This is a genomic window from Sphaerisporangium cinnabarinum (genome assembly GCF_055567015.1).
Window position 1 is genome coordinate 1 of sequence record NZ_JBVHRG010000007.1, and the last position, 26,444, is coordinate 26,444.

20 protein-coding genes and 1 pseudogene are annotated in these 26,444 nt (G+C 76.2%); 16 read left to right on the plus strand and 5 right to left on the minus strand.

The window, feature by feature from the left end:
• Nucleotides 1-184: 184 nt before the first annotated feature.
• The 4 genes from ACZ4MO_RS11330 to ACZ4MO_RS11345 all read right to left on the minus strand — a co-directional run bounded on the left by ACZ4MO_RS11330 (nt 185) and on the right by ACZ4MO_RS11345 (nt 4,862).
• A complete protein-coding gene (locus ACZ4MO_RS11330) occupies nt 185-1,156 on the minus strand; it encodes an alpha/beta fold hydrolase (RefSeq protein WP_175009029.1) in 972 nt (323 codons plus the stop codon).
• Nucleotides 1,153-2,112: a zinc-binding dehydrogenase gene (locus ACZ4MO_RS11335; RefSeq protein WP_175009028.1), complete on the minus strand. Its 960-nt coding sequence runs from the start codon at nt 2,110-2,112 to the stop codon at nt 1,153-1,155. Before ACZ4MO_RS11335 ends, ACZ4MO_RS11330 begins: the two co-directional genes overlap by 4 nt.
• A gap of 73 nt (nt 2,113-2,185) precedes the next feature.
• Nucleotides 2,186-3,502 carry a homoserine O-acetyltransferase MetX gene (metX, locus tag ACZ4MO_RS11340; RefSeq protein ID WP_175009027.1) on the minus strand — a complete coding sequence of 439 codons (1,317 nt, stop codon included), beginning with the start codon at nt 3,500-3,502 and terminating at the stop codon, nt 2,186-2,188.
• A gap of 22 nt (nt 3,503-3,524) precedes the next feature.
• Nucleotides 3,525-4,862 carry a bifunctional o-acetylhomoserine/o-acetylserine sulfhydrylase gene (locus ACZ4MO_RS11345; RefSeq protein WP_074808308.1) on the minus strand — a complete coding sequence of 446 codons (1,338 nt, stop codon included), beginning with the start codon at nt 4,860-4,862 and terminating at the stop codon, nt 3,525-3,527.
• A 346-nt stretch (nt 4,863-5,208) separates the two neighbouring features.
• On the opposite strand from ACZ4MO_RS11345, the gene ACZ4MO_RS11350 reads away from it, so the two are divergent.
• On the plus strand, nt 5,209-6,594 hold the full coding sequence (locus ACZ4MO_RS11350) for an NlpC/P60 family protein (protein WP_175009026.1): 1,386 nt from the start codon (nt 5,209-5,211) through the stop codon (nt 6,592-6,594).
• 145 nt (nt 6,595-6,739) lie between these two features.
• Here ACZ4MO_RS11350 and ACZ4MO_RS11355 read toward each other — a convergent pair whose 3' ends face one another.
• The gene (locus ACZ4MO_RS11355; RefSeq protein WP_034655165.1) at nt 6,740-7,243 is read right to left on the minus strand and encodes an inorganic diphosphatase; all 504 of its coding nucleotides are present in this window, start codon (nt 7,241-7,243) and stop codon (nt 6,740-6,742) included.
• Nucleotides 7,244-7,503: 260 nt separating this feature from the next.
• On the opposite strand from ACZ4MO_RS11355, the gene dacB reads away from it, so the two are divergent.
• The 15 genes and pseudogenes from dacB to ACZ4MO_RS11430 all read left to right on the plus strand — a co-directional run bounded on the left by dacB (nt 7,504) and on the right by ACZ4MO_RS11430 (nt 26,329).
• Nucleotides 7,504-8,916, plus strand: a complete 1,413-nt coding sequence (gene dacB, locus ACZ4MO_RS11360; RefSeq protein WP_499278910.1) for a D-alanyl-D-alanine carboxypeptidase/D-alanyl-D-alanine endopeptidase — start codon at nt 7,504-7,506, stop codon at nt 8,914-8,916.
• 125 nt (nt 8,917-9,041) lie between these two features.
• Nucleotides 9,042-10,169, plus strand: coding sequence for a zinc-dependent metalloprotease (locus ACZ4MO_RS11365; protein WP_499278912.1), 1,128 nt, complete (start codon nt 9,042-9,044; stop codon nt 10,167-10,169).
• 3 nt (nt 10,170-10,172) lie between these two features.
• The gene (gene tilS / locus ACZ4MO_RS11370; protein WP_175009023.1) at nt 10,173-11,273 is read left to right on the plus strand and encodes a tRNA lysidine(34) synthetase TilS; all 1,101 of its coding nucleotides are present in this window, start codon (nt 10,173-10,175) and stop codon (nt 11,271-11,273) included.
• The gene (gene hpt / locus ACZ4MO_RS11375; protein ID WP_499278913.1) at nt 11,270-11,833 is read left to right on the plus strand and encodes a hypoxanthine phosphoribosyltransferase; all 564 of its coding nucleotides are present in this window, start codon (nt 11,270-11,272) and stop codon (nt 11,831-11,833) included. The genes tilS and hpt overlap by 4 nt, the downstream gene beginning before the upstream one ends.
• 178 nt (nt 11,834-12,011) lie before the next feature.
• Nucleotides 12,012-14,114 (plus strand): ATP-dependent zinc metalloprotease FtsH, encoded by a 2,103-nt coding sequence (ftsH, locus tag ACZ4MO_RS11380; RefSeq protein WP_074808291.1) that lies wholly within the window; start codon nt 12,012-12,014, stop codon nt 14,112-14,114.
• Nucleotides 14,114-14,767, plus strand: a complete 654-nt coding sequence (gene folE / locus ACZ4MO_RS11385; protein ID WP_255437233.1) for a GTP cyclohydrolase I FolE — start codon at nt 14,114-14,116, stop codon at nt 14,765-14,767. The genes ftsH and folE overlap by 1 nt, the downstream gene beginning before the upstream one ends.
• 64 nt (nt 14,768-14,831) lie before the next feature.
• The gene (gene folP, locus ACZ4MO_RS11390; protein WP_175009052.1) at nt 14,832-15,719 is read left to right on the plus strand and encodes a dihydropteroate synthase; all 888 of its coding nucleotides are present in this window, start codon (nt 14,832-14,834) and stop codon (nt 15,717-15,719) included.
• A 120-nt stretch (nt 15,720-15,839) separates the two neighbouring features.
• Nucleotides 15,840-18,356, plus strand: coding sequence for a 2-amino-4-hydroxy-6-hydroxymethyldihydropteridine diphosphokinase (folK, locus tag ACZ4MO_RS11395; RefSeq protein ID WP_255437232.1), 2,517 nt, complete (start codon nt 15,840-15,842; stop codon nt 18,354-18,356).
• Nucleotides 18,356-18,874 carry a DUF3180 family protein gene (locus ACZ4MO_RS11400; protein WP_175009022.1) on the plus strand — a complete coding sequence of 173 codons (519 nt, stop codon included), beginning with the start codon at nt 18,356-18,358 and terminating at the stop codon, nt 18,872-18,874. Before folK ends, ACZ4MO_RS11400 begins: the two co-directional genes overlap by 1 nt.
• A gap of 79 nt (nt 18,875-18,953) precedes the next feature.
• On the plus strand, nt 18,954-19,472 hold the full coding sequence (locus ACZ4MO_RS11405; RefSeq protein ID WP_074808275.1) for a PH domain-containing protein: 519 nt from the start codon (nt 18,954-18,956) through the stop codon (nt 19,470-19,472).
• Nucleotides 19,469-21,007 (plus strand): PH domain-containing protein, encoded by a 1,539-nt coding sequence (locus ACZ4MO_RS11410; RefSeq protein WP_175009021.1) that lies wholly within the window; start codon nt 19,469-19,471, stop codon nt 21,005-21,007. The genes ACZ4MO_RS11405 and ACZ4MO_RS11410 overlap by 4 nt, the downstream gene beginning before the upstream one ends.
• On the plus strand, nt 21,004-22,011 hold the full coding sequence (locus ACZ4MO_RS11415; RefSeq protein ID WP_175009020.1) for a DUF2520 domain-containing protein: 1,008 nt from the start codon (nt 21,004-21,006) through the stop codon (nt 22,009-22,011). The genes ACZ4MO_RS11410 and ACZ4MO_RS11415 overlap by 4 nt, the downstream gene beginning before the upstream one ends.
• Nucleotides 22,008-23,006, plus strand: a complete 999-nt coding sequence (gene panC / locus ACZ4MO_RS11420; protein ID WP_175009019.1) for a pantoate--beta-alanine ligase — start codon at nt 22,008-22,010, stop codon at nt 23,004-23,006. The genes ACZ4MO_RS11415 and panC overlap by 4 nt, the downstream gene beginning before the upstream one ends.
• 41 nt (nt 23,007-23,047) lie before the next feature.
• Nucleotides 23,048-23,518 carry an aspartate 1-decarboxylase gene (gene panD / locus ACZ4MO_RS11425; RefSeq protein WP_167405761.1) on the plus strand — a complete coding sequence of 157 codons (471 nt, stop codon included), beginning with the start codon at nt 23,048-23,050 and terminating at the stop codon, nt 23,516-23,518.
• Nucleotides 23,515-26,329: pseudogene (locus ACZ4MO_RS11430) on the plus strand (L-aspartate oxidase). Before panD ends, ACZ4MO_RS11430 begins: the two are co-directional and overlap by 4 nt.
• Nucleotides 26,330-26,444 lie beyond the last annotated feature (115 nt).

Sequence of the window (26,444 nt, forward strand, 5' to 3'; positions counted from 1 at the left end):
GGGGTGGGAGAGTAGGACGCCGCCGGACAACCCTTCACCGAAGGCCCACCCCACACGGGGTGGGCCTTCGGCATTTCCGCATACCCCCACACACCACGACGGACGAGCCGATGCCGGCACGTCCTGGGCCGTCGTCGGCCCGCACGAACGGTCGCACGGGTCGGCGAGAGCGGACGATCGCTGCTCAGGACCACCCGTACGCGGCCGACCAGCGGACGATCTCCGCGAAGAACCGGGCCCGGGGCTCGGGCGCCGAGAGCGACAGGTCGTGCATGCCGCCGGGGATACGCACCAGAGTCACGACACGACCCAGGTGCGAGGCTCGGCGGGCGAGGGGCTCCACGTCGAGCACGATGTCCGCGGCGCGCATGTCTTCCGTCCAGCGGGTGCTGAACAGCGACCTCTCGGCGAGGAGCACGAGGACGGGGCAGTGGATCGCGAGGCCGGCGGCGACGCGGGCGTGGCCGGAGATGATCGCGCGCAACCACCCCGCCCGGACGGGGAACGACGGGACCGGACGCCACGCGTCCTCGATCGTCCACGTGCCGTCCTCCCGGTCGCGGAGCGTGCGGGCGTAGTACCCGGGATCGACGTTCGGGAGCGGGGCGCGCGGCTGGAACCGCGCGAGCTGCCGGATGGCGGGGCCGGAGACGGTGCGCGCGACAGACGACCCCTGGAGCTCCAGCCACGGGCTGTTGAGGACCAGGCCACGCACGACGCCCGGGTGCCGGTGCGCCCACAGCGCGGCGACGAGGCCGCCGGTCGAGTGCCCCATGAGCATGATCGCGGCGTGCGCACCGAGGTCCTCCCGGACGACCTCCAGCGCGGCGGCGATGTCGGCGTCGTACTCCTCGAGGTGGTCCGCGTACCCGGGGGTCTGGTGCGGGCGCAGGCTGCGACCGTACTTGCGCAGGTCGACGGCGTAGAAGGCGGCGCCGAGCCCGTGCCAGGTCTGGGCGAGCTCCGTCTGGAAGAAGTAGTCGCTCCAGCCGTGGAGGTAGAGCACCGCGCGCGCGGGGCGCAAGGGCTCTTCCGTCGGCGGGACGTACCGGACGACCGTGACGACGACGTCGCCCTCGTCGTCGGGCTCCAGCTCGACGGTGCGCTGCTCGAACCCTGCCCCGAGGACGTCGGGCGCCCAGGTCGGCGCCGTCACGGCGTGAGCACCACCTTGCCGAAGTGCTCTCCCGCGGCGAGGCGGGCGAGGCCGTCGCGGGCGCGCGCGAGGGGGAGCACCTGGTCGACGACGGGGCGCACCTCGCTCCGCGCGAGGAACCGCAGGAGCGCGGCGAGGTCGTCGCGCGAGCCCATGGTCACGCCCTGCACGCGGATCTCGTGGAAGAACACGCGCGAGAGCTCGGCGGGCGACGCGTCGCCGCTCGTCGCGCCCGCCACGACGACGGTGCCGCCCGGCCGCACGGACCGCAGCGAGTGGCGCCACGTGGCCTGCCCGACCGTCTCGACGACGACGTCGACGGGTGCGGGCAGCCGGGCGCCGGGCTCGAACGTCGCGGCCGCGCCGAGGCGGGCCGCTCCGGCGCGCTTCGCCGCGGAACGGGACGTCACCCAGGTCTCGAGGCCGGCGGCGGCGCCGAGCGCGACGGCCGCCGTCGCGACGCCGCCGCCGGCGCCCTGCACGAGCACACGGTCCCCGGGAGCGGCACCACCGGCGGTGAACAGCATGCGGTAGGCGGTGAGCCACGCCGTCGGGACGCACGCGGCCTCGACGAAGGTCAGCTCGGGCGGCTTGGGGACGAGGTTGTGGGTCGGGACGGCGACGCGCTCCGCGAGGGTGCCCGGGTACCGCTCGGACAGCAGGGAACGGCGCTCGGTGGGTCCGACGCCGTGCCCGTCCGCACCGACGACGGCGTGCACGACGACCTCGGAGCCGTCGGGGGCGACGCCCGCGGCGTCGGTCCCGAGGATCATGGGCAGGCGGTCGGCGGGCAGCCCGACGCCGCGCAGCGACCAGAGGTCGTGGTGGTTGAGCGACGCGGCGCGCACGTCGACCGTGGTCCAGTGCTCGCGCGCCTCGGGCTCGGGGCGGTCCCCGACCACGAGGCCGGCCAGGGGGTCGTCAGGGTCGGTGCGGTCGGCGTAGGCGGCGAGCATGGGACCAACCTACGGTCCGGCCCGCGCTCCGACCACGGGGCCCGCCTCGGGACCTGCCCGCCCGACGTGCGGGTCAGTCCCGAACGCGCGCTCGCTCGCCGAGGAAGTCGGCGACGATCGGTCCGAGCTGGTCGAACTCGATGAGGAAGCCGTCGTGCCCGAAGTCGCTCGTGAGCGTCCGCAGGGGTTCGGCGCCGGGGATGCCGGCGGCGATGCGAGCGCAGTCGGCGGGGAGGAACAACCGGTCGGTGTCGACGGCGACGACGAGCGCGTGCGCGGTGATCTGCGCGAGCGCCTCCTCGACGCCGCCCCGGTCGCGCCCGAGGTCGTGCGTGAGCATCGACTCGGTGAGCACGACGTACGAGTTCGCGTCGAACCGGCGCGCGAGCTTGTCGCCGTGGTGGTCGAGGTAGGACTGCACCGCGTAGCGGCCGTCGGTGAACGGGTCCTCGCCGCCCTGCGGGAGCCGGCCGAAGCGGTCGTCGAGCTCACGCGCGGACCGGTAGGTGGCGTGCGCGATCTGCCGGGCGATGCCGAGCCCGACGTGCGGCCCGTCGCCGTCCGCGGCGTCGTAGTAGTCGCCGCCGCGGAAGCCCGGGTCGGCGCGCACGGCGCCGAGCTGAGGGTGGGCCCAGGCGATCTGGTCGCCGGTGGTCTGGGCGGCGGTCGCGATCGCGGCGAGCGAGACGACGTCGACCCCCGCCTCGGGGCCGAGCAGCGCCCACTCCAGCACGCGGTGCCCGCCCATCGAGGCGCCGACGACGAACGCCCACGACGTGATGCCGAGCGTCCGGGCGAGCTCGATCTCCACCGCCACCTGGTCGCGCGTCGTGACGCGCGGGAACCGGCTGCCCCACGGGCGGCCGTCGGGCGCGGGCGAGGCCGGTCCGGTGGTGCCCTGGCAGCCGCCGAGCACGTTGGGCGCGACGACGAACCAGCGGTCGGTGTCGATCGGGGCGCCGGGCCCCACGAGCGACTCCCACCAGCCCGCGGTCACGTGCCCCGGTCCGGCCGGGCCGCTCACGTGCGAGTCGCCGGTGAGGGCGTGCAGCACGAGGACGGCGTTCGACCCGTCGGGCGCGAGCGTGCCCCACGTCTCGTACGCGACCCGGACGTCGGGCAGGCGGGCGCCGGACTCGAGGTCGAACGTGCCGACGTCGGCGAAGCGCCGCCGGCCCACGGGGTCGCCCGGGCGCCACGCCCCGGTCGCCGGGACCGGGGCCTTCACCCGCGCGCGCGACGGCGCGACGCCGTGCGTCGACGAGTCGCCCGGCCGCGCGCCGGAGCGGGCGTCGGGAGCGGGGGAGAGGAGCTCGTCGTTCACCGGGGTCACCGTCGGCCACTGTACGGCCGGGGCGCCCAGGGCGCCCCGGCTGTCCAGATCCGTCATCGTCGCGCCCGTCGCCGGCCGGTCAGGAGCCCAGCGCCGACTTGGCGGCGGTGAACCCGAGCTCGAGGTCGGCGAGGATGTCGTCGACGTGCTCGATGCCGACCGCCAGACGGACCAGGCCCGGCGTCACGCCGGACTTCGCCTGCTCCTCGGGGCTGAGCTGGGCGTGCGTGGTCGAGGCCGGGTGGATGACGAGCGACCGCACGTCGCCGATGTTCGCGACGTTCGAGTGGAGCTGCAGCGCGGAGACGAACGCCTGGCCGGCCTCGCTGCCGCCGTCGAGCTCGAACGCGAGGACCGCGCCCGCGCCGCGCGGCAGGTACTTCTGCGCGTTCGCGTGCCACGGGCTCGAGGGCAGGCCCGCGTAGTGGACGGTCCGGACGTCGTCGCGCGCCTCGAGCCACTCGGCGACCTTCTGCGCGTTGGCGACGTGGCGCTCGACGCGCAGCGAGAGCGTCTCGATGCCCTGCGCGATGAGGAACGCGTTGAACGGCGAGATCGCCGAGCCCAGGTCGCGCAGGAGCTGCACGCGCGCCTTGAGCACGTACGCGAGGTTCGCCCCGAGGATGCCGTCCACCCCGAGGTCGCGCGCGTAGACGAGGCCGTTGTACGACGGGTCGGGCGTGTTGTAGTTCGGGAACCGCTCCGGGTGCGCCGCGTAGTCGAACGTGCCGCCGTCGACGATCACGCCGCCGATCGCGGAGCCGTGGCCGCCGAGGTACTTCGTGGCGGAGTGCACGACGACGTCCGCCCCGTGCTCGAGCGGACGCAGCAGATAGGGGGTGGCGACCGTGTTGTCGACGACCAGCGGGACGCCGACCTCGTGCGCGACCGCCGCGACGGCCTCGATGTCCAGCACGTCGGCCTGCGGGTTCGGGATCGTCTCGCCGAAGAAGAGCTTGGTGTTCGGGCGGACGGCGTCGCGCCACGCCTGCGGGTCGTGCGGGTCGACGACGAACGTCGTCTCGACCCCGAGCTTGGCGAGCGAGTACTGGAGCAGGTTGTAGGTGCCGCCGTACAGGCTCGGCGACGCGACGACGTGGTCGCCCGCCTCGGCGACGTTGAGGATCGCGAACGTCGTCGCGGCCTGCCCGGACGCGAGGAGCAGCGCCCCGACGCCGCCCTCCAGCGAGGCGATGCGGTTCTCCACGACCTCCTGCGTCGGGTTGCCGATGCGCGTGTAGATCGGGCCGAGGTCCTTGAGCGCGAAGCGGTCGGCCGCGACCGAGGCGTCCGGGAAGACGAACGACGTGGTCTGGTAGATCGGGAGCGCGCGGGCGCCGGTCGTCGGGTCGGCGGTCTGGCCGGCGTGGACCTGGCGCGTCTCGAAGGACCAGGCGGGGGCGTTGTCGGTGCTCATGGTTGCTCTCCTGCGGGTGGGGTGGGACGGCGGCGTGCGGGTGCACCGGGGCGGGTGCGGCGGGGACGGGGGTCGTCGACCGCGGCGAGAGGCGCACGCGGGACGGGATGCCGCGGCGAGGGCGTCGTCGACGACGGCTCGCGGGCAGGCGAACGTGCGCTCGGGTCAGCGACACATTCGACGGGACATGAGGCCGAGGCTAGGCGCGTCGTCGGCGACCCGGTAGTGCCTTCTCACCATGCGAGACCACATTGTGAGAACGCTCCGACTGCTCGGATCGCGCGGAGCGGACCTTCCGGGCAGACTCGTGCGAGTGCTGTCAACGAGACACGCCGAGGAGGGGTTGATGAACCGCGTGACCCGGAGCGCGCCACGCCGCCGCGTCGTCGTGGCAGGAGCCGCCGGAGCGCTCGTCCTCGCGCTCGGTGTCGGCGTCGGCCTCGCGCCGAGCGCCTCCTCGGCGCCGTCGGACGACGACGTGCGCGCTGCGCGCGAGGCCGCTGACGGGGCCTCGCGCGACGTCGCGACGGTCGAGCGCGAGCTGGCGTCCCTGCGCGACCGGCACGCCGCCGCGGTGGCGGCGGTCGAGACGGCGGCGGAGGAGTACGCCGCGGCGCAGGGCGAGCTGGAGGCCGCCGACGCCGAGGTGCGCGACGCCCAGGCGGCGCTCGCGACGGCCCGGTCTGGCGAGTCCGACGCGCACGCCTCCGTCGGCGCCCTCTTCCGCGCGTCGCGCCAGGGCTCGACGGAGCTCGACGCCCTGCGAGCGGTCCTCGACGCGGACGGCGTGGAGCAGGTCGTCGCGCGCGAGAACGCCGAGCGCGTCGCGGGCCGCACCGCCGGTCGGGCGGTCGAGACCCACGCGACGGCGCGCGCCGTCGCGGACACGGCCCGCGCGCGGGCCGACGCGGCGCTCGCGCACCAGGCCGAGGTCGAGGACCGCGCGCGCGACGCGCTGGCCGTCGCGCAGGTCTCCTCCGGGGCGCTCGACGAGGCTGTGCAGGAGTCGGCGGCACGCCGCGAGACGCTCCTGGCCGAGCTCGCGCAGGCCCGCGCCACGAGCGTCGACGTCGAGAGGGAGCGCCAGGACGCGCTCGACGCCCAGGCCGCGAGCGCGCGCGAGAGCGCGGCCCGGGAGCGGGTCGCGCCGCCCGCTGCGGGGACGCCGGCGGCGGCGCCGTCCGCCCCGGCCGCGCCGTCCGCCCCGGCCCCGCAGAGCCCGGCTCCCGCCCCGGCACCGGCTCCGGCCCCCGCTCCCGCGCCGGCGCCGGCTCCCGCCCCAGCGCCAGCCCCGGCTCCGGCGCCTCAGCCCACTCCTGCCCCGCCGCCCGTCGTCACGCCGCCGCCCGGCACGGGCGTCGGGAACGGCGCCCAGGGCCAGGCCGCCGTCGCGTGGGCGCGCACGAAGATCGGCGCGCCGTACGTGTTCGGCGGCACCGGGCCGGGCTACGACTGCTCGGGCCTCACGTCCCGCGCGTGGGCCGCCGCGGGGGTCGACATCACCCGGACGTCGCGCTCGCAGTACCAGCGTGTGCAGAAGATCTCCTACGACCGGCTCCGGCCCGGCGACCTCATCTTCTATGCCAACGACACGTCGAACCCGTCGACCATCCGCCACGTCGCGATGTACACCGGCGGCGGGATGATGATCGAGGCGCGGCAGCCGGGGAGCCCCGTGCACGAGGTCGCGATGCGCTGGGCCGACGCGATGCCGTACGCGGGCCGGCCGTAGCCCGGGCCGTACCCCTGCCCGGTCCCGCCCTCAGGCCTGCCCGGCCCGAGCTGGTCCGCGGTGACCGCACCGGGCCCGTGACGCACGACGGCGGCCGCCCACCTCGCGAGGTGAGCGGCCGCCGTCGTACGAGAGGACGTGCCGGTCAGTGGCCCGGCGTGTGGTACCCGGAGTCGATGGCGCGCTGCAGGGAGCGCTCGATCTCGGCCTCGGCGTCGGCGCGGCCGACCCAGTGGGCGCCCTCGACGGACTTGCCGGGCTCGAGGTCCTTGTAGACCTCGAAGAAGTGCTGGATCTCCAGGCGGTGGAAGTCGGACACGTCGTCGATGTCCTGGCGCCACGCGGCGCGCTGGTCGCCCGTCGGGACGCACAGCACCTTGTCGTCACCGCCGGCCTCGTCGCGCATGCGGAACATGCCGAGCGCGCGGCAGCGGATCAGGCAGCCCGGGAACGTGGGCTCCTCGAGCAGCACGAGGGCGTCCAGCGGGTCGCCGTCCTCGCCGAGCGTCCCCTCGATGAACCCGTAGTCGTCGGGGTAGCGGGTCGAGGTGAAGAGCATGCGGTCGAGGCGGATGCGACCGGTCGCGTGGTCCACCTCGTACTTGTTGCGCTGCCCCTTGGGGATCTCGATCGTGACGTCGAACTCCACTGCTTCCTCCAGTCGTACCGGCACCGCGGCGCTCGGGCGGTGGCTGGTGTCGGATGATCGACGGACGACGCCGTCGTGCGGGAACTAGTGTGACACGGGACGTCCGCCCACAAGAGTCCGTACGGCCCTGGGCGGGCGACGCCGTGAGTGATAATGCGCACGTGCCCGCGGCCCCGGAGCAGGGTCGGACGACCGGCGACCGGTCGGGACGGGCGGACGGACGACGCGCCCCGGCGGCCGGGGCGGAGCGAGGGAGAGGTATGGGCTGGGCGACGCGCACGGGCGTGGCCGTCGGCGTGGTGCTCGCGCTCGCGGGCGGGTACGCCGCGGCGGACGCCTACGACGTCGTCCCGGGGGTGCTGACGCTCGAGCCGCCCGTCCCCGAGCCGCCGCCGTTCCCGCAGGCTCCGGGCGCCGTCGCCGCCCCGCCGCTCGAGGTCGAGCTGCCGGCGCTCGACGACGCGGCGCCGGTCCCCGCGACCGGCGCGGTGCAGGCTCTCGTGGACGCGCTCGTCGCGGACACGCGGCTCGGCCCGCGCGTGGGCGTCCTCGTGACCGACGCGACGACCGGCGACGTGCTGGGCTCCAGCGGCGAGAACGTGGGGCACGTCCCGGCGTCGACCCTCAAGACGTTCACCGCCGCGGCGGCGCTCACCTCGCCGGGAGCGCACACCACGCTGCCCACCCGTGCCGTGCTCGAGGGTCAGGAGACGGTGTACCTCGTGGGCGGGGGCGACATGATGCTTGCGGCCGGCGCCGGGGACCCGACGGCGGTCAACGGCCGGGCCGGGCTCGGCGACCTGGCCGCGCAGGTCGCGGGCGAGCTGCGGCTGACGGGGCGCACGACGGTCTCGCTGCGCCTCGACGACACCCTGTTCACCGGGCCTGCCGTCGCGCCGACCGTCGACCCGGCCAGCGTGCGCAACGGCTACGTCGCGCCCGTCGCCGCGCTCGCGGTGAACATCGCGCGCCTCACCGACGAGGAGTACGCGCCGCGCGCCGAGGACCCGGCCCTCGCCGCGGCCGACGCGTTCGTGGCCGCGCTCGCGCAGGAGGGCGTGACCGTCTCCGGGGACGTCGTGCGGGCCCCGGCGCCGAGCGAGGGGCGCACGGTGGGCGAGGTGGAGTCCGCCCCGCTCGGGGACGTCGTCGCGTACCTGCTCCAGCACTCGGACAACACGATCACCGAGGTCGTCGGCCGGGTCGTCGCGCTCGACGCGGGCCTGCCCGGCTCGGGGGCCGGCGCGACGCAGGCCGTGCGGGCGGCGGTCGAGGGCCTCGGCGTCGACCTCACGGGCGCGACGCTCGCGGACCTGTCGGGCCTCGGCGACGGCTCCGTCGTCACGCCCGCGCAGCTCGACGAGGTCGTGGGCCTCCTGGCCGACCCCGCACAGCCGCGGCTGCGGCCGGGCGCGGTGGGACTGCCCGTCGCGGGGCTGTCGGGGACGCTCGACGAGCGCTACCTCGCCAACGCGGGCCGCGGCGTCGTGCGCGCGAAGACCGGCAGCCTGCCGAACGTCACGTCGCTCGCCGGGACGGTCGTCACCGCCGACGACCGCCTCCTCGTGTTCTCCCTCATGGCCGACGCCGTCCCGGATGGCGGCACCTACGGCGCGCGCCTGATCCTCGACGACTTCGTGGCGTCGCTCGCGGAGTGCGGCTGCATCGCTTGACGGGCCGCGCCACGGCCTGGTGTGCGCTCCCGGTTCCGGTGCCGTGCGTCGGGCCGTGCGTTGCGCCTGCCCCCTCGACCTCGCGGACCCCGCCCACCTCGCGACGAGCGGGTTACCGTGGGCCGGTGACTCTCGTCGAGCAGGGCGGCCGTCCCCACGGCCCGTCGCGCGGCGACCGGTCGGTCGTCGACTGGTCCGCCGCCGCGCAGATCGCCGGGCGCCTCGCGCGCCCGGGGCCGCAGGCGTCGCGCGCCGAGCTGGCCGACCTCGTCGAAGGGCTGCGCACCGCGGCGGGCGAGGCCGTCCCGCACGTGCTCGACGTGACCCGCATGACGCCCGTCGCGGGGACCTCGCAGACGCTGGGCACGGTGCACGTCGTGGACCGGCCGCGCTGGGCGCGCGCCAACACCGAGATCATGGCGGCGCTCACCACGGGCGTCACCGAGGCGCTCGTGGGGGAGAGCGGGCGGGTGCCGCAGGCGACGGCCCTCGTCGGCGCCGCGCAGGTGGGGTCGGTCCTCGCGGTCCTCTCGAGCCGGGTCCTCGGCCAGTTCGACCCGTACAGCGGGCAGGCGGCGGCAGGGGCCGGCCCCGGCCGGCTCGTGCTCGTCGCGCCCAACGTGCTCCAGGTCGAGCGCGCGCTCGACCTGCGGCCCGCCGACTTCCGCCTCTGGGTGTGCCTCCACGAGCAGACGCACGCCCTCCAGTTCGCCGCCGCGCCGTGGCTCGCGGACCACCTGCGCACGCGCGCCGGTGACCTGCTCACCGAGCTCTCCGCGTCGTCGCGGCGCCTCGCCGAGGCCCGTCTGCGCGACAAGCTCGTCGCGGTGGGGCGCGCCGTCCTGCACGCGGTGCGCGGCGAGGGCACGACCCTCCTCGACGGTCTCCTCACGCCCGAGGAGCAGGACCGGCTCGCCGACGTCACGGCCGTCATGGCGCTCCTGGAAGGCCACGCGGACGTCGCGATGGACGCCGTCGGGCCCCGCACCGTGCGCACGGTGCGCAGCATCCGCCGCAAGTTCGACGCGCGGCGCGACGGCGAGGGCAGCTCCGGCCTCGACGTCGTGCTGCGGCGCCTGCTCGGGATGGACGCCAAGATCGCCCAGTACCGCGACGGGGCGGCGTTCGTCCGCGCCGTCGAGAAGGAGGTCGGGCGCGACGGCTTCAACGCCGTCTGGGCGTCGCCGGAGAACCTGCCCACGGCCCGCGAGATCGCCGACGCGCGCGCCTGGGTGCGCCGCGTGCACGGCTGAGCCGTGGGCGGGCCGGCGCCGGTCGTCGCCGCTGCGCGCCACGCCGTGCGCGGCGCGCTCGCCGACCTGCCCCCGGGGGCGACGGTGCTCGTCGCCTGCTCCGGCGGCGCGGACTCGACGGCGCTCGCGGCCGCCACGGCGTTCGTGGCACCGCGCCTCGGGCTGCGGGCGGGCGCCGTCGTCGTCGACCACGGGCTCCAGGACGGCAGCGCCGCCGTCGCGGCGGCCGCCGCCGCGCGCTGCCTCGACCTCGGGCTCGACCCGGTGGAGGTACGCCGCGTCGTCGTCCCGACGGCGGGCGACGGCCCGGAGGCCCACGCCCGGACGGCCCGGTACGCCGCGCTCGACGACGCCGCGGCGACCCGCGGGGCCGCCGCGGTGCTCCTGGGGCACACGCTGGACGACCAGGCCGAGACGGTGCTCCTCGGCCTCGCCCGCGGGGCGGGTGCGCGCTCGCTCGCGGGCATGGCGCCGCGGCGCGGTGCGTACCGGCGGCCCTTCCTCGCCCTGCGGCGCACGCAGACCGAGGCGGTGTGCCGCACGCTCGGGCTCGACTGGTGGGACGACCCCACGAACACGGGCCCGCCGCTGCGCTCGCAGGTGCGCGGGCGGGTCGTGCCGACGCTCGTCGACGTGCTCGGCCCGGGGGCGGTGCCCGCGCTCGCGCGCAGCGCCGACCTCCTGCGCGACGACGCCGACCTCCTCGACGCGCTCGCGGCGGACCTCCTCGCGGCGGCGCTCGTCCCACCCGGTGCTGACCCCGGCCGCGGCGCTGACCCCGGCCTCGACGGGGACTCCCGCCCCGGCGGGGGAGCGGCGCCCGGCGCGACGGTCGTGCTCGACGTCGAGCCGCTCGCCGCCGCGCACCCGGCCCTGCGGCGTCGCGCCCTGCGTTCGGCGGCGCTGCGGGCGGGATGCCCGGGGAGCGACCTGTTCGCCGTCCACGTCGACGCGCTCGACGCGCTCGTCACCGCGTGGCGCGGCCAGGGGCCGGTGCACCTCCCGGGCGACCGCAGGGCGTCGCGCGCGTGTGGCAGGCTTTCCCTGGGCCCCGGACCAACGCGCCGGGCCGGCACCACCCACCTCCCCCCAGCTCAGGAGTGACCCCCGTGGAAGCATCGGACGTCGCAGGCGACCTCGAGAACATCCTGCTCACCGAGGACCAGCTCGGTGCGCGGCTCGACGAGATCGCCGCGCAGATCGACCGTGACTACGCGGGCAAGGACCTCCTGCTCGTCGGCGTGCTCAAGGGCGCCGTCATGGTCATGGCGGACCTGGCGCGCCGCCTGCACAGCCACGTCGAGATGGACTGGATGGCGGTGTCGTCGTACGGCTCGGGCACCAAGTCGTCCGGCGTCGTGCGCATCCTCAAGGACCTCGACGCCGACCTCACCGGTCGCAACGTGCTCATCGTCGAGGACATCATCGACTCGGGCCTCACGCTCTCGTGGCTGCTGTCGAACCTCCGCTCGCGCGGGCCGGCGTCGGTCGAGATCGCGGCGATGCTGCGCAAGCCCGACGCCGCGAAGACGGAGGTCGACGTGCGCTACGTCGGCTTCGACATCCCCAACGAGTTCGTCGTGGGCTACGGCCTCGACTACGCGGAGAAGTACCGCAACCTGCCGTTCGTCGGGACGCTCGCGCCGCACGTCTACTCGAGCTGAGCCGGGCCGCGGCGGGCGAGGCGCCCGCGCGGGCCGCCCAGGGAGCTGCTCAGGGAGCACGGACCACGCCCTGGGCGAACAGAGGGAAGATCCCCAGCAGGCGTCAAGGTCCAGAGTGTAGTTTCGAGCCCGAACACTTGCGCGAGCGGAGGGATCCGGGGCGCACGCCCCGTCGCCGATGAACATCAAGAAGATTCTCAGTGGGCCGATCGTCTGGATCGTCCTGGGCCTCGTGATCCTGTGGATCGCGTTCGCGACGTTGTCGCGCCCCACGGTCCAGCGCATCGACACGTCCGCGGGCCTCGAGCTGCTCTCGGGCGACACGGTCGAGCAGGCGCTCATCGTGGACGGCGACCAGCGCGTGCGTCTCACGCTGTCCGAGGACTACGTCGTCGACGAGGGCACGGACACCGAGGAGAACAAGGGCAAGAACGTCGAGTTCTACTACGTCCAGCCGCAGGGCGAGGCGGTCGTCGACGCCGTCGTCGCCGCGGAGCCGAAGGACGGGTACAACTCCGAGGTCGCGCAGCCCTCGTTCTGGTCCTCGCTGCTCGGGCTGCTCATCCCGTTCCTCATCATCGGCGTGCTCTTCTGGTTCCTGCTGTCGCGCATGCAGGGCGGCGGCTCGCGCGTCATGGGCTTCGGGAAGTCGCGCGCCAAGCTCGTCTCCAAGGACACGCCGCAGGTGACGTTCGCGGACGTCGCGGGCGCCGACGAGGCGGTCGAGGAGCTCCACGAGATCAAGGAGTTCCTCTCCGACTCGGAGAAGTTCCAGGCCGTCGGGGCCAAGATCCCCAAGGGTGTCCTGCTCTACGGCCCTCCCGGCACGGGCAAGACGCTGCTCGCGCGCGCCGTCGCCGGCGAGGCGGGCGTGCCGTTCTACTCGATCTCCGGCTCGGACTTCGTCGAGATGTTCGTCGGCGTCGGCGCGAGCCGCGTCCGCGACCTGTTCAACCAGGCCAAGGAGAACTCGCCCGCGATCATCTTCGTCGACGAGATCGACGCCGTCGGTCGCCACCGCGGCGCCGGCATGGGCGGCGGCCACGACGAGCGCGAGCAGACGCTCAACCAGCTCCTCGTGGAGATGGACGGCTTCGACGTCAAGACGAACGTCATCCTCATCGCCGCGACGAACCGCCCGGACATCCTCGACCCGGCGCTCCTGCGCCCGGGCCGCTTCGACCGTCAGATCGCGGTCGAGGCGCCCGACCTCAAGGGTCGTGAGGCCATCCTGCGGGTGCACGCCGCGGGCAAGCCGATCGTCCCCGAGATCGACCTCGCGGCCGTCGCGCGCCGCACGCCCGGCTTCACCGGGGCCGACCTCGCGAACGTGCTCAACGAGGCCGCGCTCCTCACCGCCCGCAGCGGGGCGCAGCTCATCGACGACCGGGCGCTCGACGAGGCGATCGACCGCGTGATCGCCGGTCCGCAGAAGCGCACGCGCGTGATGAACGTCAAGGAGCAGAAGATCACCGCGTACCACGAGGGCGGCCACGCCCTCGTCGCGGCGGCCATGCGCTACACGGACCCCGTCACCAAGGTGACGATCCTGCCGCGCGGCCGGGCGCTCGGGTACACGATGGTCATGCCGACCGAGGACAAGTACTCCACGACGCGCAACGAGCTGCTCGACCAGCTCGCGTACGCGATGGGCGGCCGCGTCGCCGAGGAGCTCGTGTTCCACGACCCGACGACGGGCGCCTCGAACGACATCGAGAAGGCCACCGCGATCGCGCGCAAGATGGTCACCGAGTACGGCATGAGCGAGCGCGTCGGCGCGATCAAGCTCGGCTCCGGCTCGGGCGAGCCGTTCCTCGGCCGCGACATGGGCCACCAGCGCGACTACTCGGAGTCGGTCGCGGGCACGGTGGACCACGAGGTCCGCAAGCTCGTCGAGGCGGCGCACGACGAGGCGTGGGAGGTGCTCACGCAGTACCGCGACGTGCTCGACGCCCTCGTGCTCGAGCTCCTCGAGAAGGAGACGCTGAACCAGGCCGAGCTCGCGCGCGTGTTCTCCCCCGTCGAGAAGCGCGCCCCGCGCGACGTCTGGCTGTCGAGCGAGCAGCGGGCCGTCTCCCAGCGCGGTCCCGTGCTCACCGACGCCGAGAAGGCGGCGCAGAACGGCGCGCCCGTGATCCCGCAGGACGAGGCCGCGGCCGCGAACGACGAGCTCCCGCCGGAGCGCATCGGCGAGGTGCCCGCGGACAGCCCGCTCGACCGCGCGCTCGGCCGCGACACGACCACGGACGTCACCGACGTGCGCGAGCCGGGGCAGGACTGATGGGGAACCCCTCGGGCGCCTCCGCGGGCACCGGCGCGATCACGCCGGCCCGGTCGGCGGAGGGCCTGCGCGCCCCCGCGGACGTCCCGCCGTACGACCAGGACCGCGCGGAGGCCGCCGTCCGCGAGCTGCTGCTCGCCGTCGGCGAGGACCCGGACCGGGAGGGTCTGCGCGAGACGCCGGCCCGCGTGGCGCGCGCGTACCGCGAGATCTTCGCGGGCCTGCGCCAGGAGGCCGCAGACGTCCTGACGACGACCTTCGACCTCGGCCACGAGGAGATGGTGCTCGTCAAGGACATCGAGGTGTACTCGACGTGCGAGCACCACCTCGTGCCCTTCCACGGCGTCGCGCACGTGGGGTACATCCCCAACGTGGACGGTCGCATCACGGGCCTGTCGAAGCTCGCGCGCCTCGTCGAGGTGTACGCGCGCCGCCCGCAGGTGCAGGAGCGGCTCACCTCGCAGGTCGCGGACGCGCTCGTGGAGCACCTCAAGCCCCGCGGCGCGATCGTCGTCGTCGAGTGCGAGCACCTGTGCATGTCGATGCGCGGCGTGCGCAAGCCCGGCGCGCGCACCGTCACGTCGGCCGTGCGGGGCCAGATGCGCGACGGCGCGACGCGCGCCGAGGCGATGAGCCTCATCCTGGGGCGCTAGACCCGTGGACCGGTTCGTGGTCGCAGGGCTCGAGGAGCTCGCGGACGTCGGCCGCACGCTCGTCATGGGCGTCGTCAACGTCACGCCCGACTCGTTCTCCGACGGCGGCGAGTGGTTCGAGCCGGACGCCGCGATCGCCCACGGGCGCGAGCTGCTGGGCGAGGGCGCGGACGTCCTCGACGTGGGCGGGGAGTCGACGCGACCCGGCGCGGGCCGCGTGCCCGTCGAGGCGGAGCTCGCGCGCGTGCTCCCCGTGATCTCCGCGCTCGCGGCCGAGGGCGCTGTCGTCAGCGTCGACACGACGCGCGCGGTCGTCGCCGAGCGCGCGGTGGCCGCGGGCGCCCGGATCGTCAACGACGTCTCCGGCGGTCTCGCCGACCCGGCGATGGCCGAGGTGGTCGCGCGCACGGGCGTCGCGTACGTCTGCATGCACTGGCGCGGCCACGCCGACGTCATGGACGACCTCGAGGACTACGACGACGTCGTCACGGACGTGCGCGACGAGCTCGCCGCGCGCGTGGACGCGCTCCTCGCGGCGGGCGTGCGGCGCGAGCAGGTCGTGCTCGACCCGGGTCTCGGCTTCTCGAAGGCCGGGTCGTCGAACTGGCCGCTGCTCGCGCGCCTGCGCGAGCTCGAGGCGCTCGGCCTGCCCGTCCTCGTGGGCGCGTCCCGGAAGCGGTTCCTCGGGCACCTCCTCGCGCGCTCCGACGGGCGGCCCGTCCCGCCGCTCCTGCGCGACGACGCGACCGCCGCGGTCACGACCCTCGCCGCGGCGTCGGGCGCGTGGTGCGTGCGGGTGCACGCCGTCCGGGCGTCCGCCGACGCCGTGCGGGTCGCCGCCGCCTGGGGGCGGGCCCGCGACGAGGTCGTGCGCCCCGGGGACGCGACGGCGGCGGAGCCCGCGGACGGACCGAGGGCCGGGAGCGACTCGACGGCGCGGCCCACGACCTAGCAGGATGGGCGAGGGGCCCCGCGGCGCGGGCGGCCCGGCGCAGCACGACACACGCAACGAGACACGGTGACGACGACCCGCCCCGGCGGGCGACGACGCAGCACCGGACGGGAGCACGACGTGACCACAGCGTTCGCAGGAGCGGTCCTCGACGCGGACGGACGGCCGTTCGACCGGATCCGCCTCACGGGCCTGAGCGCGACGGGCCACCACGGCGTCTTCGAGCACGAGAAGGCGCAGGGCCAGCTCTTCCGGGCCGACGTCGTGCTCCACCTGGACACGCGCGCCGCGGCGAGCGGGGACGACCTCTCCCGGACGGTCAGCTACGCGGGTGTCGCCGAGGACGTCGTCGCCGTCCTCGCCGGGTCGCCCGCCGACCTCGTCGAGACCGTCGCCGAGCGCATCGCCGCGACGATCCTCACGCACGACGACGTCGTGGCCGTCGACGTCGCGGTGCACAAGCCGCAGGCGCCGATCACGGTCCCGTTCGAGGACGTCGAGGTCGTCATCCGACGCGACCGCGTGGTCGTCCCCGTGGTCGCACCGCTGTCGCGCCGTGCGGAGCAGTCGCGCGACGCGCAGCCCGTCGGGCCGATCCCGGTCGGGTCGGTGGCCCCCGCGCTCATCCACGGCGTCGGCGACGTGCCCGCGCCCGACGACCGGGCCCCGCTCGCGCCCGCGCCCGACGTCATGCCGCCGAGCATCCTCCCCGGCGCGGCCGGTGCCCCGGGCGAGGACCCGCGGACCGCGGCCGAGACCGGCGCGGAGGCCGAGTCCCCGGAGGACGCGCTCGACGCGACCCGCGAGGCTCCCGCCGTCCGGGACGACGCCGCCCCCGGCGACGCCGGCTCCGAGCAGCAGGCTCACGCGGAGGCTCCGTACGGAGAGGCACCGCACGGCGAGGCACCGTACGGGGAGTCCGCGCCCGACGACGCCGCGGCGCACCCGCAGCAGGCGGCGTCGTACGACGAGCTCGTCGCGGGGTCCGTCCCGGGGGACGTCCCCGAGCACGTGCTGCACCACGACGCGTCGCCGGTCGCGCCCGGCGCGCCGTCGGGCGAGCAGGAGACCGTCCCCGGCGACGCCCCGCCCGCGCCCGTCGAGCACGCCGCTCCCGAGGCCGAGCCCCTGCCGTACGGCGCCGCGGCCGAGCCCGCCCCGGCGCACGACGGGCCCCCCGCCGGGGCCCACGACGCCACGGAGGCGGCCGCGCCCGTCGAGCACGACCGGATGGACGACGTGCCCGCCGGGTTCGTCGAGGTGGTGCTCGCGCTGGGCGCGAACCTCGGCGACGCCCAGCAGACGCTGCGCGACGCGATCACGGACCTCGACCGGATCTCCGGGCTCGAGATCACCGAGGTGTCACCGCTGGCCCGGACGGAGGCCGTCGGCGGCCCCGACCAGCCGGACTACCTCAACACCGTCCTCCTCGCGCGCACGCGCCTCTCGGCGCGCGACCTGCTGCACGCGTGCCAGGCGGTCGAGCAGGCGCACGGCCGGGTGCGCGACGAGCGCTGGGGCCCCCGCACGCTCGACGTGGACCTCATCGTCTACGGCACGCTGACGGCCGTCGCGGACGACCTGGAGCTGCCGCACCCGCGCGCGCACGAGCGCGCGTTCGTGCTCGAGCCGTGGTCGCAGATCGACCCGGACGCGGTGCTCCCGGGCCTCGGGGGCGGCCCGGTCGCGGCTCTCGCGGCGACCGCGCCCGACCGCGGCGGCATCCGGTGGCTCGCGCTCGACTGGCTGACGGACCCCGCCCCCGACCCGACGGGCGCCGTGCCCGTGACCACGGGCAGCACGGACTCCGCCGCGCCGCCGCCTGCGCCCGTCGACGCGCCCGACCCCTACCAGCAGGCGCACACCGGCCCCGTCGCCGCCCCGTACGACGGACCGGCGACGCCGAGCGGGGGCGTGCCCGCCCCCGACGGCTCGTCGGCCCCGCAGGCTCCGCCGCAGCAGCCGGCGCAGCAGCCGGCGACCCCGCACGAGGCGCACCCGGCGCTGCAGCAGCCCGTGGCCCCGCAGCAGCAGCCGGCCCCGCCGCAGCCCCCGGTCGTGCCGCAGCCGGCCGGTCTCCCGCAGACCGTGACCCCGAGCGAGGCGCTCCCGGCCCGTCCGGTCTTCGCGCCCGTCTCGGAGGGCGTGGCGCCCGAGGGCGCGGCCCCGCCGGTCGTCCCCGACGGCTCGTTCGACCCGCGCGAGGGCGCGGGCGTCCCGGTCGCGCCGTTCCCCGGGCCGTCGAACCGGCCGCCGTCGCACCCCGAGCCGACGGCGCCCGACGCCGGGAACGCCCCGGACGCCGCACCCGGCCCCGCGCAGGACGCGCTGCGCGCCCCGGAGCACGGCGCCCCCGCGCACCCCGTCTTCGCGCCGGTCCACGCGCCCGAGCCCGTGCCGGCCGCGCCGCAGCACCCTGCCGTGCCGCAGCACCCGGCCGCGCCGCCCGCGCAGCCGCCCGCCGACGCCGCGTCGTCGGGTGACGGCATGATCCGGTCGGTGCCGTTCGCCCCGGTCTCGGGCAGCGGGCAGGAGTCCGCCCCCGGCCCGCTCGCGGACCCCGCGCTGCACCCGGCGAACGACCCGTGGCCGCCGTTCGGGCCGGTGTCCGGCAGCGGCCGCGACGACGAGCGCTGATGCGGCGCACCTCCGTCCGCACCCTGCTGCTCGTGGCGGTCGCGACCGCCGTCGGGGGCTGGTTCGTGGTGCGCCTGCTCCAGAGCCGCGGCACGCTCCTGCCGGCGGTGCCGTGGATCGTGGACGTCACCGTCCTCGCGCTCGCGGCGGCGGTGTTCTGGGCGGGCTGGACCGTCCGCGCGTACCAGCAGGGCAAGCGCCCGTCGCTCGACGCGATCCGCGCGGCGCGCACGTTCGTCCTCGCGAAGGCGGCCGCGCTCACGGGGGCGCTCCTGACGGGCTGGTACGGCGCGCAGGTGCTCGCCGCGCTGCCCGACCTGTCGATCGACGCGTTCCGCGACCGGGCCCTCGCGGCCGGGGTGGCCGCCGCGTGCGCGGTCGTGCTGGCTGTCGTCGGGCTCGTGGCCGAGCGGTTCTGCCAGCTCCCGCCCGACGACGGCGGCGAGGGCCGGGAGGGCCGCGAAGGCTCGGTGACGCGCGAGGATCCGGAGACGCCGGGCGCGGGCACGCCCGCCTGAGACCCGCGCCCTGCCCGGCACGGTGCACGAACCGGTGCACGACCCCGCCCGCACCGGGACGGGATGGGAGAATCGACGCATGACCGACCCTGCACGGGACCAGGACCCCCGCGGCACCGGCCCCTTCGACCCGCCCGGCATCGAGTGGACGCGCGTGTCGCCGCGGCTCGTCACGGCGCGCCTGCTGTCCGTGGGGATCACGCTCGCGATCCCGGCCGTGGCGCTCGTCGTGCTCGCGATCCTCTTCCCGCACTGGTGGCAGTGGCTCGTGCTCGGCGTGCTCGCGCTCCTGGGCCTGTGGGCGGCGGTCCTCGTGCCGCGCCAGGTCCGTGCGATCGGGTACGCGGAGCGTGACGACGACCTCCTGATCCGCCACGGCATCATGTTCCGCACGCTCGTCGTCGTGCCCTACGGCCGCATGCAGTACGTCGACGTCCAGGCCGGGCCGCTCGCGCGCAAGCTCGGCATCGCCCAGGTCCAGCTCCACACGGCGTCCGCGTCGACCGACGCGACGATCGACGGCCTCGAGCCCGCCGAGGCGGAGCGCCTGCGCGACCGGCTCGCGTCGCGCGGCGAGGCGAGGCTGGCGGGCCTGTGAACGACGCACCGGCCACCGACGACCTCGTGTGGCACCGGGTGCACCCGGTCACCCCGCTCGTGCGGGGCTGGACGGTCATCGCGGTGCTCCTGGTCGTCGTCGGCCAGCAGACGCTCAACGGGCTGCCCGAGGGGGAGAACCTCCTCGAGGGCGACCGCTGGTGGATGATCCTCCTCGGCATCCTCGTGGTGGGCCTCGTGGGGCTCGGCTACTCGGCGGTCGCGTGGCGCATGACGAGCTACGCGGTCGACGACGAGTCGGTGCACCTGCGCACCGGCGTGCTGTTCCGGCAGCAGCGCAAGGCGCGCCTCGACCGGCTCCAGGCGGTCGACGTCGTGCAGCCGCTCCTGGCCCGGTTCTTCGGGCTCGCGGAGCTCAAGCTCGAGGTCGCCGGGGGAGCGGACTCGGGCGTGAAGCTCGGCTTCCTCAAGGAGGCGGAGGCGAACCGGCTGCGCAACGACCTCCTCGCGCGCGCCGCGGGCCTGCGGGTCGCGCGCGAGCGCCCGGCCGCCGCGACGGCGCCCGGCGCCCCGGGAGCGATCCCGGTCCCCGGCTCTCCCGGCACCGTCGGCACGCCGGTCGGGGAGGTCACGGTCCCCTCGACGGACGCGCCGTCCTTCGTCGCGGAGGCGCCCGAGCAGCCCGTGACCGCCGTCGGGCCGGGACGGCTCGTCGCGTCGCTCCTGCGGTCCGGCGCGACGGTCGGGCTCGTCCTCGGCGTGCTGGGCATCGCGGGCGTCGTCGTCGGCACGCGCGAGATCGGGATCCTGTTCAGCGCGCTGCCCGCCGTCCTCGGCTTCGGCGGGTTCCTGTTCTCCCGGTTCACGGGGGAGTTCGGCTTCCGGTCCGCCATCTCGCCCGACGGCATCCGCCTGCGCCACGGCCTGCTGGAGACCCGCTCGCAGACGATCCCGCCCGGTCGCGTCCAGGCCGTGCGGCTGCGGCAGGGACCGTTCTGGCGCGGGCCGGACTGGTGGCGCGTCGACGTCAACGTCGCCGGGTACGGCGTGAGCACCGACGGGACGGACAGCACGAGCGTGCTCCTGCCCGTCGGCACGCGCGACGAGGCGCTCGCGGCCCTGTGGCTCGTGCTGCCCGACCTCGGCACCCCGGACCCGCGCGGCCTGCTCGACGAGGGCCTGTCCGGTCTCGACGCCGGGCAGCACTTCGTCGTGTCCCCGCGCCGTGCGCGCCTGCTGGACCTCTTCTCGTGGCGGCGCAACGGCTTCACCGTCACCGACCGCGCGCTCCTGCTGCGCGGCGGGCGCGTCTTCCGCACCCTCGTCGTCGTGCCGCACGAGCGCACGCAGTCGCTCGGCCTCGAGCAGGGCCCGCTGCAGCGCCGGCTCGACGTCGCGTCGTTCACCGTGCACTCGACGCCCGGGCCGGTCTCGCCCCGGGTGTCGCACCTCGACGCGCGGGACGCCGCGCGCCTCCTCGACACGCAGGCGGAGCGCGCCCGCGAGGCCCGCGCGCACGCGGGGCCGGAGCTCTGGATGCGCCGCGACGACGTCCCGCTCGAGGAGAGCGCGTGAGCACCGCGGAGGGTGGTCGCCGTCCCGGGCGGCTCGGGGTCGGCGTCGTCGGGGCAGGCCGTGTCGGCGCGGTCCTCGGCAGCGCCCTGCGTGCCGTCGGCCACGCGGTCGTGGGCGCGAGCGGCGTGTCCGACGCGTCGCGCGACCGCATCGAGACGCTCCTCGCGGGGGTGCCCGTCCTCGAGGTCCCGCAGGTCGTGGAGCGCGCGGAGCTCGTGCTCCTCGCCGTGCCCGACGACGCGCTCCCGGCCCTGGTCCGCGGCCTCGCCGACACGGGGGCGTGGCAGCCCGGCCAGATCGTCGTGCACACGTCGGGCCGCTACGGGACGGCCGTCCTCGACCCGGCGCGCGCCGCGGGCGCGATCCCGCTCGCGCTGCACCCCGCCATGACGTTCACCGGCACGTCGCTCGACCTCGCGCGCCTCGAGGGCACGACGTTCGCCGTCACCGCTCCCGGCCCGGTCCTGCCGATCGGGCAGGCGCTCGTCGTCGAGCTCGGCGGGGAGCCGGTCGTCGTCGCGGAGGAGTCGCGCGGGCTCTACCACGCGGCCCTCGCGCACGGTGCCAACCACCTCGTCGTGCTCGTCGCGCAGGCCGCGCAGGCGCTCGAGGCAGCGGGCGTCGACCAGCCGGGGCGCGCGCTCGCGCCGCTCCTCGCGGCCGCCCTCGACGGCGCGACGCGCGGCGCCGACGCGGGTGCCGAGTCGGGGACGGGCGCGGGCGCCGGCGCGCTCCTCGGGCTCACCGGGCCGGTGGCGCGGGGCGACGTCGGCACCGTCCGCGAGCACCTCGCCGCCCTGGACGCGCTCGCGGCGACGAGCGACGCCGCGGACGTGCCGCCGTCGTACCGGGCGCTGAGCCGCGCCGCGACGCACCGCGCGCTCGCGGGCGGCCGGCTCGGCGAGCGCGCGGCGCGCGAGCTCCTCGACGCGCTCGACGCCGCCCCTCTCGACCCGCAGGACCGGCACGACCCGCAGGACCCGCACGACGAAGGACGAGCATGACGAGCACCCACCGCCCGGACGCCGGAGCGGACGCATCTGACGCCCCGGCCGTCGTGACGACGCGCGCTGCACTGCGCACCGCGCTCGACACGTGGCGCGCCGAGCACCCGCACGGGCGCCGCGTCGTCGTCATGACCATGGGTGCGCTGCACGCCGGGCACCTCGAGCTCGTGCGGCGGGCGCGAGCGGAGGCGGGCGCCGACGGCCAGGTCGTCGTGACGGACTTCGTCAACCCGCTCCAGTTCGGGCCCGGCGAGGACTACGAGCGCTACCCGCGCGACGTCGCGGCCGACGTGGCGCTGCTCGCCGCGGCAGGCCCGGACACCGCCGCGGACGTCGTCTTCGCACCGCCCGTCGAGGAGCTCTACCCCGACCTGGGCTCGGCCGACGGCCCGATCGTCCGGGTGACGTCGGGGCGCATCGGGACGGTGCTGGAGGGCGCGTCGCGGCCCGGGCACTTCGACGGCGTGCTCACGGTCGTGCTCAAGCTGCTCCACCTCGTGCGGCCGGACGTCGCCGTGTTCGGGGCGAAGGACGCGCAGCAGCTGCTCGCGGTGCGCCGCATGGTCGCCGACCTCGACCTCGACGTGGAGGTCGTGGCCGTCGAGACCGTGCGCGAGGCGGACGGTCTCGCGCGGTCGTCGCGCAACGCGTACCTGTCCCCGGCCGAGCACGAGCACGCGCTCGCGCTGAGCCGCGCGCTGCGCGCCGGGCGGGACGCCGCGGCCGCGGGGGAGGGCGCGCCGTCCGTGCTCGCCGCGGCGCGGGGAATCCTGGAGGCCACCGACGGCGTTGACGTCGATTACGTGGTGCTCGTCGATCCCGCTACCGTGGAGGACCTGGCGCCCGGCGCCGTCGGCCCCGGGCTCCTCCTGGTCGCGGCACGCGTGGGCACCACGCGTCTCATCGACAACACGGCCGTCGAGATCGTGCCGCCCGCGACCCGGGCGGCGGACCCCGCAGGCCGTGCCCCCGCACCTGGAGGAACCGCGTGACCGCGCAGACCCCGTCGAGCCCGCCGCGACGTCCGGCGTCGCTGCAGCGACCCATGATGATCGGCAAGATCCACCGCGCGACGGTGACGCAGGCCGACCTGCACTACGTCGGCTCGATCACCGTGGACGCCGACCTGCTCGACGCCGCGGACCTCTACCCGGGCCAGCAGGTCGACGTCGTGGACGTCACCAACGGCGCGCGCCTGACGACGTACGTCATCCCCGGCGAGCGCGGCGCGGGCCAGGTGTGCATCAACGGCGCGGCAGCGCACCTCGTGCGGCCCGGCGACGTGGTCATCCTCATCGCCTACGGCATGCTCGACGACGCCGACGCGCGCACCTACCTGCCGAACGTCGTCTTCGTGGACGAGCAGAACCGCATCGTCGAGCTCTCGGACGAGCCCGGGCTCGTGCCCGCGGGCCACGGCCTCGAGGCGAGCGGCCTGCCGTTCGCCCCGTTCCGTGGCGGGGTCGACGAGGGCGGCGTGGCCTCCGCGGTGCGCCCCGCGTGACCCGGGCCGGCGGGGCGTCCGCGCCCCACCTCGCCCGGTCCCTCGCCGCCCCCGCACCGGGGTGGACGACGACGGCGGACGTCGTCGTGGTCGGCTCGGGCATCGCGGGCCTCACCGCGGCGCTCGAGCTGCGCACGCGCGTGCCGCACGTGCTGCTCGTCACCAAGGGCGAGCTGTCGTCCGGGTCGACGGTCTGGGCCCAGGGCGGCATCGCCGCCGCGCTCGATCCCGAGGACTCGCCCGAGGCACACCTCGCGGACACGCTCGTCGCTGGTGCCGGCGTGTGCGACCCCACGGCCGTCGAGGTGCTCGTCACCGAGGGGCCTGCACGCGTGCGCGAGCTCGTCGCGCGGGGCGCGAACTTCGACCGGGCGGCCAACGGCGACATCGCCCTCACGCGCGAGGGCGGCCACCACGCGGACCGGATCGCGCACGCGGGCGGCGACGCCACGGGCGCGGAGATCTCGCGGGCGCTCGTCGCGCAGCTCGAGGCGGTGCGCCGCGACCCCGGCATCGAGGTCATCGAGAACGCCCTCGTCCTCGACGTGCTGACGACCGACGGCTCGGGCGAGCGTGCTCCCCGCGCGTGCGGCGTCACGCTCCACGTGCGCGGCGAGGGCTCGCGCGACGGCGTCGGCGCGGTCCTCGCGCGCGCCGTCGTGCTCGCGACCGGGGGAGTGGGGCAGGTGTTCCGCTCGTCGACCAACCCGCCGCAGGCCACGGGCGACGGCATCGCCGCGGCGCTGCGCGCGGGCGCGACGCTCGGCGACCTGGAGTTCGTGCAGTTCCACCCCACGGTGCTGTGGCTCGGCCTCGGCGCGAAGGGGCAGCTCCCGCTCGTCTCGGAGGCGGTGCGCGGCGAGGGCGCGATCCTGCTCGACACCGACGGCCACCGGTTCATGCCCGCGCAGCACCCCATGGCCGAGCTCGCGCCGCGCGACGTCGTCGCGCACGCGATCGTGCGGCAGATGGCCGCGACGGGCTCCGACCACGTGCTGCTCGACGCCCGCCATCTCGGCGCCGAGTTCCTGCGCGCGCGCTTCCCGACGATCACCGAGCGGCTCGCCGAGAACGGGCTCGACTGGACCGAGGAGCCCGTCCCCGTGGCACCGGCCCAGCACTACCACTCGGGCGGCGTCGTGACGGACCTGCACGGGCGCTCCACCGTCGACGGCCTCTACGCGATCGGCGAGGTCGCGTGCACGGGCGTGCACGGCGCGAACCGCCTCGCGTCGAACTCGCTGCTCGAGGGGCTCGTCTTCGCCCACCGCGCGGCGCGGCAGATCACGGAGCGCGTGGCCTCGGGCGAGCTCGAGGTGGGCGAGCCGGTCGACCGTCCGGGGCCGTCGGCGCTCGTGGCGGCGGCCGCGCGCTCGCGCATCCAGTCGATCGCGTCCGCGGGCCCGGGCGTCCTGCGCGACGGCGACGGGCTCGCCGCCGCCGCCACCCGCCTCGCCGCGGTCCGCACCGACGCGCACGAGGCGAGCGACGTCGTCGCGCAGCCGCAGGCCGCGGAGTGGGAGACGACGAACGTGCACCAGGTCGCGACCGCGCTCACCGCCGCGGCGGCGCTGCGCACCGAGAGCCGCGGCGGCCACTTCCGCACCGACTTCCCGACGACCGACCCGGCGTGGGAGCGGCGCGTGCTCGTCTCGCTCGGCGCGGACGGGACGCTGCTCGTCCGCTGAGGCGCGACGCGCGACCCCGGGGCCGCGCGACGGGGCGCCCGCGCGACGGGTGCCCGCGGCGCGACCGTGCGGGCGGGCGGCGGCCGGGAGCGGGCCGGGCAGCAGCACGCCGCGGGCGTGCGAGCCGATACCGTGGGGGACCGTGAGCAGCCCTGCCGAGCCCGTGCCCGCCCGTCCCGCCGACGGCGGAGCGTCGCCCGCCGTCCCGTCCCGCGTGGAGCCGGGCCTCGACCCGGCGTGGATCGCCGAGACGGTCGCCCGGGCGCTCGACGAGGACCTGGGCCCCGTGCCCGGGCGCGACGTGACCACCCAGGCGACCGTGCCGCCGTCGGCCACCGGCACCGCGCACCTCATGGCGCGCGCGGACGGGGTCGTCGCGGGCCTCGTCGTGGTCGAGGAGGTGACGCGACAGGTCGCGGAGCGGTTCGGCCTCCCGCCCGTCGAGGTGACGTTCGTCGCGTCCGACGGCGAGGCCGTGGGCCGCGGCCGCGTCCTCGCCGCGCTGACCGGCCCGGTCCAGGTGCTGCTCACGGCGGAGCGCACGCTGCTCAACCTCGCGAGCCGCGCGTCGGGCGTCGCGACCGCGACGCGCGCGTGGGCGCGCGAGCTCGCCGGCACCGGCGCCCAGGTGCTCGACACGCGCAAGACGACCCCCGGGCTGCGCGCGCTCGAGAAGTACGCCGTCCGCGCGGGCGGGGGCACGAACAAGCGCATGGGCCTCTACGACGTCGCGATGGTCAAGGACAACCACGTCGTGGCCGCGGGGTCGGTGAGCGCCGCGATCGAGGCGATCCGCCGCACGTTCCCGGACGTGCTCGTGCAGGTCGAGGCCGACACCACCGCGCAGGCGCTCGAGGCGCTGTCGGCGGGCGCCGACTTCCTGCTCCTGGACAACATGCCGACCCCGGTCCTCGCGGACACCGTCGCGGCCGTGCGGGCGCGCGAGGGGCGGGACGGCGTCCCGGCGAGGGTGGAGCTCGAGGCGACGGGCAACCTCACGCTCGACCGCGCGCGCGAGGTCGCGGGCACGGGCGTGGACTACCTGTCCGTCGGTGCGCTCACCCACTCGGCCCCGATCCTCGACCTCGCGCTCGACCTCCTCCCGACCCTCCCGCCGAGGTAACTCCCAGCTCCCGCGAGGTAGAGCCCAGGTCCCGGGGGGGGGGGGGGGGGGGGGGGGGGCGGGTGTCCGCGCTGAGGAGGGTGGGATGGCCCGGTGGAGGAGGGGGGTGGCTCCT

Bases quoted from the DNA above. Each gene is read 5' to 3' on its own strand.
- ACZ4MO_RS11335 (WP_175009028.1), bottom strand. From the start codon at position 2,112: ATGCTCGCCGCCTACGCCGACCGCACCGACCCTGACGACCCCCTGGCC.
- metX (WP_175009027.1), bottom strand. From the start codon at position 3,502: ATGACGGATCTGGACAGCCGGGGCGCCCTGGGCGCCCCGGCCGTACAG.
- ACZ4MO_RS11345 (WP_074808308.1), bottom strand. From the start codon at position 4,862: ATGAGCACCGACAACGCCCCCGCCTGGTCCTTCGAGACGCGCCAGGTC.
- ACZ4MO_RS11350 (WP_175009026.1), top strand. From the start codon at position 5,209: ATGAACCGCGTGACCCGGAGCGCGCCACGCCGCCGCGTCGTCGTGGCA.
- dacB (WP_499278910.1), top strand. From the start codon at position 7,504: ATGGGCTGGGCGACGCGCACGGGCGTGGCCGTCGGCGTGGTGCTCGCG.
- ftsH (WP_074808291.1), top strand. From the start codon at position 12,012: ATGAACATCAAGAAGATTCTCAGTGGGCCGATCGTCTGGATCGTCCTG.
- folE (WP_255437233.1), top strand. From the start codon at position 14,114: ATGGGGAACCCCTCGGGCGCCTCCGCGGGCACCGGCGCGATCACGCCG.
- folP (WP_175009052.1), top strand. From the start codon at position 14,832: ATGGGCGTCGTCAACGTCACGCCCGACTCGTTCTCCGACGGCGGCGAG.
- ACZ4MO_RS11400 (WP_175009022.1), top strand. From the start codon at position 18,356: ATGCGGCGCACCTCCGTCCGCACCCTGCTGCTCGTGGCGGTCGCGACC.
- ACZ4MO_RS11405 (WP_074808275.1), top strand. From the start codon at position 18,954: ATGACCGACCCTGCACGGGACCAGGACCCCCGCGGCACCGGCCCCTTC.
- panC (WP_175009019.1), top strand. From the start codon at position 22,008: ATGACGAGCACCCACCGCCCGGACGCCGGAGCGGACGCATCTGACGCC.